This is a genomic window from Variovorax sp. WS11 (assembly GCF_010499245.1).
In the GTDB taxonomy this organism is placed as follows: domain Bacteria; phylum Pseudomonadota; class Gammaproteobacteria; order Burkholderiales; family Burkholderiaceae_C; genus Variovorax.
On the sequence record NZ_JAAGOW010000001.1, the window covers coordinates 1,195,287 to 1,208,003 of the forward strand.

The 12,717-nt window shown below is 69.1% G+C and carries 11 protein-coding genes; 5 read left to right on the forward strand and 6 right to left on the reverse strand.

Annotated elements, in window-relative coordinates:
* Positions 1-15: 15 nt before the first annotated feature.
* Positions 16-1,488, forward strand: coding sequence for an NAD-dependent succinate-semialdehyde dehydrogenase (locus tag GXN78_RS06135; RefSeq protein ID WP_106555196.1), 1,473 nt, complete (start codon positions 16-18; stop codon positions 1,486-1,488).
* 90 nt (positions 1,489-1,578) lie between these two features.
* On the opposite strand, the gene GXN78_RS06140 is transcribed toward GXN78_RS06135, so the two are convergent.
* The 3 genes from GXN78_RS06140 to orn all read right to left on the reverse strand — a co-directional run bounded on the left by GXN78_RS06140 (position 1,579) and on the right by orn (position 5,863).
* A complete protein-coding gene (locus GXN78_RS06140; RefSeq protein ID WP_106555195.1) occupies positions 1,579-3,024 on the reverse strand; it encodes an NAD-dependent succinate-semialdehyde dehydrogenase in 1,446 nt (481 codons plus the stop codon).
* A gap of 216 nt (positions 3,025-3,240) precedes the next feature.
* Entirely contained in the window at positions 3,241-5,055 is a 1,815-nt protein-coding gene (locus GXN78_RS06145) for a DEAD/DEAH box helicase (RefSeq protein ID WP_106555193.1), read from the reverse strand.
* 211 nt (positions 5,056-5,266) lie between these two features.
* Positions 5,267-5,863, reverse strand: coding sequence for an oligoribonuclease (gene orn / locus GXN78_RS06150; protein ID WP_106555192.1), 597 nt, complete (start codon positions 5,861-5,863; stop codon positions 5,267-5,269).
* A gap of 65 nt (positions 5,864-5,928) precedes the next feature.
* Between orn and GXN78_RS06155 the strand changes: the two genes are divergently transcribed.
* Genes GXN78_RS06155 through GXN78_RS06170 form a run of 4 tightly spaced genes read left to right on the forward strand, consistent with a single transcriptional unit; the run spans position 5,929 to position 9,651 of the window.
* The gene (locus GXN78_RS06155; RefSeq protein ID WP_239142621.1) at positions 5,929-7,200 is read left to right on the forward strand and encodes a M48 family metallopeptidase; all 1,272 of its coding nucleotides are present in this window, start codon (positions 5,929-5,931) and stop codon (positions 7,198-7,200) included.
* Positions 7,201-7,217: 17 nt separating this feature from the next.
* The gene (locus GXN78_RS06160; protein WP_106555191.1) at positions 7,218-7,556 is read left to right on the forward strand and encodes a 4a-hydroxytetrahydrobiopterin dehydratase; all 339 of its coding nucleotides are present in this window, start codon (positions 7,218-7,220) and stop codon (positions 7,554-7,556) included.
* A gap of 17 nt (positions 7,557-7,573) precedes the next feature.
* Positions 7,574-8,533, forward strand: a complete 960-nt coding sequence (gene rsgA, locus GXN78_RS06165; protein WP_106555190.1) for a ribosome small subunit-dependent GTPase A — start codon at positions 7,574-7,576, stop codon at positions 8,531-8,533.
* Positions 8,530-9,651 carry a glycosyltransferase family 4 protein gene (locus GXN78_RS06170; protein WP_106555189.1) on the forward strand — a complete coding sequence of 374 codons (1,122 nt, stop codon included), beginning with the start codon at positions 8,530-8,532 and terminating at the stop codon, positions 9,649-9,651. The genes rsgA and GXN78_RS06170 overlap by 4 nt, the downstream gene beginning before the upstream one ends.
* Positions 9,652-9,675: 24 nt before the next feature.
* Here GXN78_RS06170 and hisC read toward each other — a convergent pair whose 3' ends face one another.
* The 3 genes from hisC to GXN78_RS06185 all read right to left on the reverse strand — a co-directional run bounded on the left by hisC (position 9,676) and on the right by GXN78_RS06185 (position 12,554).
* Entirely contained in the window at positions 9,676-10,755 is a 1,080-nt protein-coding gene (gene hisC / locus GXN78_RS06175; protein ID WP_106555188.1) for a histidinol-phosphate transaminase, read from the reverse strand.
* 13 nt (positions 10,756-10,768) lie between these two features.
* On the reverse strand, positions 10,769-11,770 hold the full coding sequence (locus GXN78_RS06180) for a CobD/CbiB family protein (RefSeq protein WP_106555187.1): 1,002 nt from the start codon (positions 11,768-11,770) through the stop codon (positions 10,769-10,771).
* A 64-nt stretch (positions 11,771-11,834) separates the two neighbouring features.
* On the reverse strand, positions 11,835-12,554 hold the full coding sequence (locus tag GXN78_RS06185) for a CoA pyrophosphatase (protein ID WP_106555186.1): 720 nt from the start codon (positions 12,552-12,554) through the stop codon (positions 11,835-11,837).
* Between the last annotated feature and the right edge of the window lie 163 nt (positions 12,555-12,717).

The window sequence follows — 12,717 nt, forward strand, 5'->3', positions numbered from 1 at the left end:
CATAAACCTCAGACCATGACACTGAACCTTGAACGCCAGGACCTGATGCCCGGGCGCCAGCTGATCGGCGCCGAATGGCGCGAGGCGAGCGACGCGCGCCGCCTGGACGTGACCGACCCGGCCACCGACGCCGTCTTCGCCAGCGTGCCCGACGGCACGGCCGCCGACGCCCGCGCCGCGGTCGATGCCGCGCACGCCGCCTTCCCGGCCTGGCGCGCCGTGCCGGCCAAGCAGCGCGCCCAGATCATCAAGCGCTGGAACGATCTGGTGATGGCGCACCAGGAGGACCTGGGCCGGCTGATCTCGCGCGAGCAGGGCAAGCCGCTGGCCGAGGGCCGGGGCGAGGTGGCCTATGCCGCCAGCTACATCGAGTGGTTTGCCGAGGAGGCCACGCGCGCCAACGGCGACGTGATTCCCGCGCCGGTGACCGGACGGCGCATGTTCGCGCTGAAGGAGCCGGTGGGCGTGGTGGCGACGATCACGCCGTGGAACTTCCCGGCGGCCATGATCGCGCGCAAGATCGCGCCGGCGCTGGCGGCAGGCTGCACGGTGGTGTGCAAGCCGGCCGAGGACACGCCGCTCACTTCGCTGGCGCTGGTCAAGCTGGCGCAGGAGGCCGGGGTGCCGGCGGGGGTGATCAACATCGTGACGGCCTCGCGCGAGCGCACGCCCGAGGTGGTGGATGTGTGGCTGGACGATGCGCGGGTGCGCAAGATCAGCTTCACCGGATCGACACCGGTGGGCCAGCACCTGGCGCGCCGCTCGGCCGATACGCTCAAGAAGCTGTCACTGGAGCTCGGCGGGAATGCGCCCTTCATCGTGTTCGACGATGCCGACATCGATGCCGCCGTCGAAGGCCTGATGGCGGCCAAGTTCCGCAACGGCGGGCAGACCTGCGTGTCGCCGAACCGGGTGTTCGTGCAGGCCGGGGTGCATGACGCCTTCGTGGACAAGCTGGCCGGGCGCGTGGGGGCGCTCCAGGTGGGTCCGGCGAGCGACACGGCTTCGCAGATCGGTCCGATGATCAATGCGCGTGCGCTCGAGAAGATCGAGCGCCATGTGCGGGATGCCATCGAAAGAGGCGCCAAGGTGCTCGCCGGCGGAAAGCGCCTCGTGGATCTGGGCCCGAACTACTACGCGCCCACGGTGCTGGTGAACGCCGACGCAAGCATGGAATGCAGCTGCGAGGAGACCTTCGGGCCGGTGGTGCCGATCACGCGCTTCGACAGCGAGGCCGAGGTGATCGCGGCGGCCAACGACACGCCCTTCGGGCTGGCCGCGTACTTCTACTCGCAGGACGTGCGCCGGATCTGGCGCGTGGCCGAGGCGCTGGAGACGGGCATCGTCGGCGTCAACGAAGGCGCGCTCGCGGCGGAGGCTGCGCCCTTCGGGGGGGTCAAGGCCTCGGGCTATGGACGCGAGGGCTCGGTGCACGGGCTGGACGACTACCTGCACATCAAGTACGTGTGCCAGGGCGGCCTTTCGTAGCAATGCAAGCTGCGCCGCCAGGCGAGCTCTGGTGATGCGGGCAAAAAAAAGCGCGGGCCAGAGCCCGCGCCATTTGGCTGCAAGCAGCCCTCAAACCGCCATGATCGACACCGACTTGGTGTTGAGGTAGGCCTCCATCGCCTCCGGCCCGCCCTCGGAGCCATAGCCCGAGTCCTTGATGCCGCCGAAGGGCATTTCCGGCGAAGGCGCGGCCGGCTGGTTGATCCACAGCATCCCGACCTCCACCTGCTGCGACAGCAGGTGCGCGTTCTTGATCGAGCGCGTGAAGGCATAGCCCGCCAGGCCGAAAGGCAGGCGGTTGGCCTCGGCGATGGCCTCTTCCAGCGTGTCGAAGCCGCGGATGGCGGCCACGGGGCCGAAGGGCTCGTTGTTGAACACGTCGGCGTCCAGCGGCACGTCCGTCAGCACGGTGGGCGCGAAGAAGTTGCCCGACGAGCCCACGCGCTCGCCGCCGGTCGCCACGGTCGCGCCCTTGCTGCGCGCGTCGTCCAGCACCTGGGCCATGGCCGTGAGGCGGCGCGCATTGGCCAGCGGCCCGAGGGTCGTGCCCTCGGCCAGGCCGTCGCCGAGCTTGAGGCTCTCGGCATGCTTGACCAGCGCCTGCGCGAACTCCGTCTTGATGCTGTTGTGCACCAGGAAGCGCGTGGGCGAGATGCACACCTGCCCCGCGTTGCGGAACTTGGCGCCGCCCGCGGCCTTGACCGCCAGGGCGAGGTCGGCATCGTCGGCGACGATCACCGGCGCATGGCCGCCCAGCTCCATGGTGGCACGCTTCATGTGCTGGCCGGCCAGGGCGGCAAGCTGCTTGCCCACCGGGGTGGAGCCGGTGAAGGTGACCTTGCGGATGATGGGGTGCGCGATCAGGTAGCTCGAGATCTCGGCGGGGTTGCCGAACACCAGGCCCACCGTGCCGGGCGGCACGCCGGCATCGACGAAGGCCTGCAGCAGGGCCGCAGGCGAGGCCGGGGTCTCTTCGGGCGCCTTGGCCAGGAAGGAGCAGCCGGTGGCCAGCGCGGCGCCGAGCTTGCGCACGACCTGGTTGATGGGGAAGTTCCAGGGCGTGAAGGCGGCCACGGGGCCAACCGGCTCCTTGATCACCAACTGCTGGGCGGCCAGATTGCGCGAGGGCACGATGCGGCCGTAGACGCGGCGGCCTTCGTCGGCGAACCACTCGATGATGTCGGCGCCCGCCAGCACCTCGCCGCGTGCTTCGACGAAGGGCTTGCCCTGCTCCAGCGTCAGCAGGCGGGCGATCTCGGGCGCGCGCTCGCGCAGCAGGCCGGCGGCCTTGCGCATGGTCGCGGCGCGCTCGTTGGCGGGGATCTTGCGCCAGGCCAGGAAGCCGCGCTGCGCGGCTTCGAGGGCGCGGTCCAGGTCGGCGATGCCGGCATGCGCGACCTTGCCGATGGGCTTGCCGGTGGCCGGGTTGATGACGTCCAGGGTCTTGCCGCTCGCGGCGTCGCACCATTCGCCATTGATCAGCAGGCGGGTGTCAACGTAGCTCGATGTGCTCATGTCGGTCCTTGGGTTCTTTCAGGGGGAGTTGATGCCGGATTCGGACGGGAGCGGGCGCGAGGCCGTCCCGTGCGTCATTGTCGCCCGGCTCGGCGGGCCGCTCCCGCGGGCGGCGCAAAGCCCCTCGCGCCTGCGCTTCACATCGTGGGACTGGGGCGTCGCGGACACAAAAAAGCCCGCCTCGGGTGAGGCGGGCTTTGCAGGGAGATCGACGCTTCAGCGGGTCGGCTTGAAGGCGCGGCGCTGACCGTCACGCGGCGCGAAGGCCTTGCCGGCCCCGTGCGCACCGCCGTTGCCGCGGGGGGCACCAGCGCCGGCGCCAGCACGCGGGGCGCTGTCGCCCCAGCCGGACTTGCGGCCGTAGCCACCGGCCTCGTCACGGCCCCTGCCCTGCGCCTGGCCCGGGGCCTGGCCCTGGAAGCCGCGCGAAGGCGCGTGGCCGCGCGCCGGGCCGCGGTCGTTGAAGCCGCTGGCATTGGAATAGCCGCCGCGCGGGCCGCCGAACTTGCGGTCGCGCGAATGGTTTTCGCGGTTCTCGCGGCCGCGGCCGCCGAAGTCGCCCTGCGGACGGCCCTGCGGGAAGCGCTGCTGCGGCTCCAGGCCGGGGATCACCTCGGCCGAGAAGGGCTGGCGGCTGTAGGCCTCGATGTCGAAGATCTTGCGGCGGTCGCGGAACTCGGCGAAGGTCACGGCCAGGCCGTCGCGCCCGGCGCGGCCGGTGCGGCCGATGCGGTGGGTGTAGTCCTCGGCCTTCATCGGCAGGCCGAAGTTGAAGACGTGGGTAATGGTCGGCACGTCGATGCCGCGCGCGGCCACGTCGGTCGCCACCAGGATCTGCACCTGGCCCTGGCGCAGCGCCATCAGCCGGCGGTTGCGCAGGCCCTGGCTCAGCGCGCCGTGCAGCGCCACGGCGCTGAAGCCGCCCTGCTGCAGGTCGCCGGCGAGGCCGTCGCATTCGACCTGCGTGCTGCAGAAGACGATGGCCTGGTTGATGCTGGTGTCACGCAGCCAGTGGTCGAGCAGTTTGCGCTTGTGCTGGGCGTTGTCGGCCCAGAACAGCACCTGCTTGATGTTGGCGTGCTTCTCCTGTGGGGTGTCGATGGTCACGCGCTGCGGCTCGCGCATCACGCGCTGCGCCAGCTGCTGGATGCGCGGCGCGAAGGTGGCGCTGAACATCATGGTCTGCTGGCGCTCGATGGTGAGCTGGTTGATCTCGGCCAGGTCGTCGGCGAAGCCGAGGTCCAGCATGCGGTCGGCCTCGTCGACCACCAGGAACTTGACCTGGTCGAGCTTGATCTGCATCGAGCGCTGCAGGTCCAGCAGCCGGCCGGGCGTGGCGACCACGAGGTCGGCGTTTTGCAGGCGGGCGATCTGCAGCTGGTAGGGCATGCCACCCACCACGTTCGCGATGCGCAGGCCACGGCAGTGCTTGACCAGGTCGATGGCGTCGTGTGCCACCTGCTGGGCCAGCTCGCGCGTGGGGCACAGCACCAGCGCGCCGGGGGTTGCAGCCTTGAAGTGGCGGGGGTTGGTCGGGTCCTTGCGCTTGCTCTTCTTGGGCTGCGTTTCGCCGCGTGCAGCGGCTTCGGCGGCCTGGCGCTGGTGCTCGGCCTTGGCGGCGGCCGCGGCTTCGGCCTGGTGCTGCAGCAGGGTGTGCAGCACGGGCAGCAGGAAAGCGGCGGTCTTGCCGCTGCCGGTCTGGCTGGAGACCATCAGGTCGACGAAGCGGGCGGCACCGTCGGCGCCGCCGCCGGCGCCCATGGCGCGGGGGATGGCCTGCGCCTGCACGGCGGTGGGCTGGGTGAAGCCGAGGTCCTCGACGGCAGCGATCAGTTCGCTCGCCAGGCCCATTTGGACGAAGCCATTGGGCTGCTTGGGCTCGGTTGCTTCGACGGCTTCGACGGCGTCGAGTGCTTCGAAGACCTCGAAAGTCTCGGTGTGGGGGGTGGAAGGCGACTCGCCGCGAGCAGCAGCAAAGTCATCGGATTGCGCAGGCACGAACTCGCCCTGCGCTTCAAAAGCGTCGGTCATCGAAAAAATCCAAGTGCGGGTGCCGCCGTGAGCGGCACCCCGTCGGGTGGCGAAAACATCAACCATCCAACGACATTTCAGCCTGGGCTTTCGCCTTGGCTGCGGCCCATTCAGGCGGGCGCGGTGTGCAAGATAGGGAGATGCAAGAAGCGCTTCGGACTCATGCCCGAAAGCGAAGCCTACGATTATTGCACGGCTTCGGGGTTTTTACCTAATCCTGCAGGCGCAGGAAGGTATCCCGGTAGTGCGCCAGCTCCTCGATCGACTCGTGCACGTCGGCCAGCGCAGTGTGGGCCTGCTGCTTCTTGAAGGCGTTGTAGGCGGCCGGCTTCCAGCGCTTGGCGAGCTCCTTGAGCGTGCTGACGTCGAGGTTGCGGTAGTGGAAGTACGCCTCCAGCTTGGGCATGAACTTGACCAGGAAGCGCCGGTCCTGGCCGATCGTGTTGCCGCACATCGGCGAGCCGTTCTTCGGGATGTAGCGCGAGATGAATTCGAGCAGTTGCTGCTCGGCGGCGGCCTCGTCCAGCGTGGCGGCCTTGACCTTGTCGATCAGCCCGCTGCGGCCGTGCGTGCCCTTGTTCCAGGAGTCCATGCCGTCGAGGATCTCGTCGCTCTGGTGGATCACCAGGACCGGGCCGTCGATGCGCGGCGTCAGTTCGGGGCCGGTCACGACCACGGCGATCTCGAGCAGACGCTCCTTCTCGGGGTCGAGGCCGCTCATCTCACAGTCCAGCCAGACGAGGTTCTGGTCGCTCTTCTTGAGGGTGGTGGCGGTCGCGGCCGCGGTCGTGGCGATGGAATCGGGCATCGGCCGATTGTCGTCGATGACCCTGTGCCCGAGCGGGCCTGCCTGCGGGCTAAACTCGCTGCGCCATGGCCTCTCCCCTGCCCGCCTCCCTGCTGCTCACCTTCGCCTTCGCGCTCGCGCTGGTCGCGGGCCTGATCGTGAAGTTCTGGCTGGCCACGCGGCAGATCCGCCATGTGGCGCGCCACCGCGACGCGGTGCCCGCCGCCTTCGCGCAGGCCATCACGCTCGCGGCCCACCAGAAGGCGGCCGACTACACGATCGCCAAGACCCGCTTCGGCCTGCTCGAGATGGTCTGGGGCGCGATGGTGCTGCTGGGCTGGACCCTGCTGGGCGGCCTGGATCTGCTCAACAGGCTGCTGCTCGACGCCCTTGGCGGCGGCATGTGGCAGCAGCTCGCCCTGCTCGCGGCCTTCGCGCTGATCGGCGGGCTGCTCGAGCTGCCCTTCACCCTGTGGCAGACCTTCCGGCTGGAGGAACGCTTCGGATTCAACAAGATGACCTGGCGGCTCTGGCTGGCCGACAGCGTCAAGGCGCTGCTGCTGGGCGCGGCGATCGGCCTGCCGATCGCCGCGCTGATCCTCTGGCTCATGGGCGCGGCCGGCCGCCTGTGGTGGCTATGGGCCTGGGGCGCGTGGATGGGCTTCAACCTGCTGCTGATGCTGGTCTACCCGACCTTCATCGCGCCGATCTTCAACAAGTTCCAGCCGCTGGACGACGCCACGCTCAAGACCCGCGTCACCGCGCTGATGAAACGCTGCGGCTTCGCGGCCAAGGGCCTGTTCGTGATGGACGGCAGCACGCGCAGCGCGCATGCCAACGCCTACTTCACCGGTTTCGGCGCGAGCAAGCGCGTGGTCTTCTACGACACGCTGCTGCGCCAGCTCAACGCCGGCGAGGTGGAGGCCGTGCTGGCGCACGAGCTCGGGCATTTCAAGTACCGGCATGTGCTCAAGCGCATGGCCGCGATGTTCGCGCTGAGCCTGGCCGGCTTCGCGCTGCTGGGCTGGCTGTCCGGCCACGCCTGGTTCTACGCCGGGCTGGGCGTGCAGCCCAACATGACGGCGCCCAACGATGCATTGGCAATCCTGCTGTTCATGCTGGCGGTGCCGGTGTTCGGCTTCTTCGTGGCGCCGCTGCCGGCCCTGATCTCGCGCCGGCACGAGTTCGAGGCCGACGCCTACGCGGTCGCCCAGACCAATGGCGCCGACCTGTCGCGGGCGTTGCTCAAGCTCTACCAGGACAACGCCTCGACGCTCACGCCCGACCCGGTGTTCGTCAAGTTCTACTACTCGCACCCGCCCGCCTCCGAGCGCCTTGCGCGCATGGCGACGGCCTGACCTCTGGAAAGACGATCATGAGCAGCATGCTGAAACCCATCGACTGGAAAACGAAGACGCGCCGCGCGCTGAGCGCGACGGAGATCGTGTCCCACCTGGCCCGCGTCGACGGTTGGAAGCTCACAGGCGACGGCGCCGATGTCGCGATCGAGAAGACCTTCAGCTTCGCCAACTACTTCGAGACCATCGCCTTCGTGAATGCGCTGGCGCTGGTCGCGCACAAGCAGGACCACCATCCCGATCTCTCGGTGCACTACAACCGCTGCGTGGTGCGCTTCAACACGCACGACGTGGGCGGCCTCTCGGCCACCGACTTCGACTGCGCGGCGCAGGCGGATGCCCTGCTGGCCGCCTGAGCCGATGGACCGCGCCCTTGGCTAAGCCCGCGCGCCCCCGGCCGCGCGGCGATGCCGACGGGCACACGGCACGGCGCGACGGACTCGTCGTCGCCAGCCACGGCCGCCATTGCGTGGTCGAGACGTCCGAGGGCGAGCGCGTCATCTGCCATCCACGCGGCAAGAAGAGCCAAGCCGTGGTCGGCGACCGCGTGCGCTGGCAGGCCAGCGAGGACGAGGGCACCATCGAGGAAGTGCAGACGCGCAGGAACCTGTTCTACCGGCAGGACGAAATCCGCACCAAGTCCTTCGCGGCGAACCTCGACCAGGTGCTGATCCTGATCGCGGCCGAGCCCGAGTTTTCCGAGGCGCAGCTGGCGCGTTCGCTGATCGCCGCCGCGGCCGAGCGCATCGCGCCCATCATCGCGCTCAACAAGAGCGACGTGGTGGCGCCCTTCGAGCGGGCCTGGGAGCGGCTCGCGCCCTACCGCCGCATGCACCATGGCGTGCTGCCGCTGTCGCTCAAGGCTTCGCCGGAGGTCGATCGCGCCACCCTGATGAAGCTGCTGGCCGGCAAGACCACCCTCGTGCTCGGCCCTTCCGGCGTGGGCAAGAGCACGCTGACCAACCTGTTGGTGCCCGCTGCGCGCGCCACCACGGCCGAGATCTCACAGGCGTTGAACTCGGGCAAGCACACCACCACCACGACCACCTGGTACTGGGTGGACGACGAACGCAGCACCGCCCTGATCGATTCGCCGGGCTTCCAGGAGTTCGGGCTGAACCACATCGAGCCGATGCAGCTCGCGCAGCTGATGCCCGACATCGCCGAGCATGCCGGCGAGTGCAAGTTCTACAACTGCACGCACCTGCACGAGCCGGGCTGCGGCGTGATCCCGCAGGTGACCTCGCCGGGCCATCCGGGGCCCATCAGCCCGTCGCGCTACCGCATCTATGGCGAGCTGTTCGCCGAATTGAGCCAGCCCCGCCACCGATGAAAGTGCTGCTGTACTCCCATGTCTTCCATCCCTCGGTCGGCGGCGTCGAGACCGTGTCGCGCGCACTGGTCGACGGTTTCGTGGCGCGCGGCGTCGATTGCAAGGTGGTCACGCAGACGGCGACCCCGGAGGTCGACGCCTTCCCTTTCGAGGTGATCCGCCGGCCCGCGGGACGGCGCGTGCGCGAGCTGCTGCGCTGGGCCGACGTGGTGCTATTCAACGGCGCGAGCCTCGCGCTGCAGCCCTGGGTGCTGCTCTACCGCAAGCCCTTCGTCTGGGTGCATGTGGGCTACCAGGCCAGCTGCATCGACGGCGCGGGCTGGGTCGACGGCAAGCCCGCGCCGCTCGCCCCTTTTGCTTCCTTTCTTTTTCATGCACGCCGCAGCGGCTACGCGAGCGGGGTCAAGGAAGGCTTGAAGCTGCTGCTGCGTCGCAGCGTCGCCAGGTTCGGCGTGACGCGCAACGTCGCCATTACCGAGTGGATGAACCGGGCCCTACCGCTGCCGCGGCAGGTGCAGATCTACAACCCCTTCCCGATCGAGCGCTTCCGTGCCGCCGATCGAGAAGGCGCCGAGTACGAGTTCTTCTACATGGGACGGATGGTGCAGGAAAAAGGCGTCGACACCTTGATCCGCGCCTTCGCCAAGCTGCTCCAGCGCCACCCGGGCCGGCCGCGCTTGCTGCTGATCGGCGACGGCGGCGCCCGCCCCGAGATCGAGCACCTGGTCTCGGAGCTGGGCATCGCGCCCTCGGTGCGCTTCGTCGGTGCCCAGTCCGGCGAAGGCCTGGTCGACTGGGTCTCGAAGGGCCTGATCGGCGTGATCCCCTCGGTGTGGTACGAGCCCATGGGCGGCGTCGCGGTGGAGCTGCTGGCGGCCGGCAAGAGCCTGATCGTGTCGGCCCAGGGTGGGCTGGCCGAATGCGTGGGCGATGCGGGGCTGACCTTTCCGAACGGTGACGACGAGGCGCTCGCCGCGCAGATGCAGCGCGTGCTGGACGATCCTGCCCTGCGCGCGGCGCAAGCGGCGAAGGCGCGCGAGCGTGCCGGGAACTTCATGCCCGGGCGTTTCGTCGCCCAGTACATCGAGATGCTCGAAGGGATCGCGCGCAGGGCCTGAGAGGCTTTGAACAAGTCCGGCGCTTCAGCCCAGGATGTCCGCCAGCGCATCGACCAGCGCGCTGCATTGATCGCGCGTGCCGATGCTGATGCGCAGGTACTGCGCGATGCGCGGCCGGTCGAAATGCCGTACCAGCACCGCACGCGCGCGCAGCGCGGCCGCGAGCGCCGCCGCGTCATGCGCAGGGTGACGCACGAACAGGAAATTGGCCTGCGAGGGCAGCACCTCGAAGTCCAGGTCCTCGAGCTGCAGCGTCAGGCCCTCGCGGATGTCCATGACTTCATGCCGCGTGTGGGCGAACCAGGCCTCGTCCTCGAGCGCGGCGATGGCGCCGGCGCTGGCGAGGCGGTCGAGCGGATAGGAGTTGAAGCTGTTCTTCACCCGCTGCAGCGCCTCGATCAGATGCGCCTGCCCGCAGGCGAAGCCCACGCGCAGACCGGCGAGCGAGCGCGACTTGGACAGGGTCTGCACCACCAGCAGGTTAGGGTGCCGATCGATGAGCGGCAGCGCGCTCTCGCCGCCGAAATCCACATAGGCTTCATCCACCAACACCACGCGCCGCGGCCATGCCGCGAGCAGGCGCTCGATGCTGTCCAGCGGCAGGCCGATGCCGGTCGGCGCATTCGGGTTCGCGATCACGACGCCCGCGCAGCCGGCGGCGGCGCGCGCCGCCATCGCGGGGATGTCGATGCGCAGCCCCTCGTCGACCGGCAGCAGCTCGCAGGCAATGCCGTAGAGCTGCGCATAGACGCGGTAGAAGCTGTAGGTGATGTCCGGGATCAGCAGCGGCTCGGCCTGCTGGAAGAAGGCGAAGAAGGCGTGGGCCAATACTTCGTCGGAGCCGTTGCCCGCGAACACTTGCGAGCAGTGCAATCCGTGGCGCGCAGCGATCGCTTCGCGCAGCGCCACCGATTCGGGGTCGGGGTAGCGCTCGAGTCCCTCCGAGGCCGCCCACTCGATGGCGTCGAACACCTGCGGCGATGGCCCGAAGGGGTTCTCGTTGGTGTTGAGCTTGATCAGCTTCGCGATGCGCGGCTGCTCGCCCGGCACATAGGGTTCGAGCGCCGCGATGCGCGGGCTCCAGAAGCTGGGGACGGTGCTCAAGGGGACGATCCGATCAGCCCAGCAGGCGCGCCAGCGTGAGCAGCGCCAGCAGCACCATCCACATCACGACCGAGCGCCAGACCAGGCCGACCACGCTGCGCAGATGCCCCGGCTCGGGCTCGCGCCCCGGGGTGCTGCCGCTGTCGGGACCGCGCGCGCCGGCCACCGGATCGCCGGCCTGGGCGCGCGACAAGGGGTCGGTCAGCGGCACCGGGCTCAACGTGCCGCCGCCGAGCCGCACATTGACCGCGCCAGAGGTCGCGGCCAGGATCACGCCGTCGTTCTCGTTGGGGAAGCGCCGGGCGTCGTTGCGCCAGCAGTCGATCGCCTCTTCGAAGCTGCCCACCACGGCAAAGCCGATCGCCGTGATGCGGGCGGGCACCCAGTCGATCACCGCCCAGGCCTGGTCGGCCGCCTTCTGCACCCAGACGCTGGAGGGTTGGACCGAGGCGTTGTTCTTGTGCGCCCAGTAGCGCGAAACGAATTCGCTCATGCGGTAGAACACTGCGCCGGCCGGCCCCAGGCCGAAGGCCGCAAGGATCGAGAACCAGGCCAGCACGCCAAACACGTGGCGGTGCGCGGCGATCACCGAGTGCTCGATCACGTGGCGCACGATCTCGCTGCGCGGCAAGTCGGCCGCATCCACGCGCTGCCAGTGGGCGAGCAACGAGCGGGCCAATGCCTCGTCGCCGATGTCCAGGGCATCGCGGATGCCGGTGAAATGGTGGCTGAACTGCCTGAAGCCCAGCGTGACGTAAAGGATCGCCACGCTCCACAGCACGGCGAAGGGCAGACCCAGCGTGAGCACGAGCAGCCAGTGCACGCCCAGCGCCAGCACCGTGGGCACCAGCACCGCCAGCGCCCAAGCCACCCAGCCGTGATGCGGCTTGCCGGCGTCGAAGTTGCGGCTGGTCCAGCGCGTCCAGGCCAGAACGCCGCCGTACACCGGGTTGTGGTAGGCGAGTGGCCGCACCTGCTCGATCAGCAAGGCGCACAGGATCGCGAAGAAGCTCATCCTTCGATGATAGCGAGTGGCCTCCGGCGCCCTGCCACGGCGCGGTACGCTGCCGCCGGCAGGATCAGGCGGCGAGAAAGCGGTAGAGGTTGCGCAGCATGCCGGCGGTCGCGCCCCAGACATAGCGCTCGTGCGGGCCGTCCTGGTAAGGCATCGAGAACCACTCGCGCGACTGGAGCTCGTCGTCGATCAGGGCGTGGCGGCGGTGGTTGGCCGGATCCATCAGGTAGGCCAGCGGCACCTCGAAAGCATCGGCGACTTCGTACGGATTGAGGGTCAGCTCGAAGTCCGGGTGCACCAGGCCGACCACCGGCGTCACGATGAAGGAGGTGACGGTCGTGTAGGTCGGCAGCTTCCCCAGCACTTCGATGTACTCGGCCGACAGGCCGACCTCTTCCCACGCTTCGCGCAAGGCCGCCGCCGAGACGTTGGCGTCCTCGGGGTCGACCCGGCCGCCGGGGAAGGCCACCTGGCCCGAATGCGTGGACAGGTGGGCGGTCCGCTCGGTCAGGAGCACGGTGGGCTCCTCGCGCATCACGATCGGCACCAGCACCGCAGCCTCCGCGGGCGCGCGGCTCGTCAGTTGCGGCTCGCGCCGCAACTCGGGCGTCCAGGCGGGGGGAGCCGCAAAGCGCGCGCGCAGGGCCCTTGCATCGAAATGAGCGGTCGGAATGGCGGGGAGCGCGGTGTCGACAGCGATCACCGGCACCTGGCGCGGGTCGAAGGAGGGCAGCGCCGACGGCAGGACGGCATTGACGGTCTCTTCGGCGGGGACGGCGCGCATGGCGGGTGATGGAGCGGTCAAGTAAGGGATCTACCGAGTAAAACGCAAAACGGCGCGGCCTGTGACAGGCGACGCCACGATAAAAATCACGATCGCCCCGATTCGTCGGGGCACCAACGCAAAAAGCCGCCTGGAGTGGCGGCTTTTTGCACGGCGGGAGGCA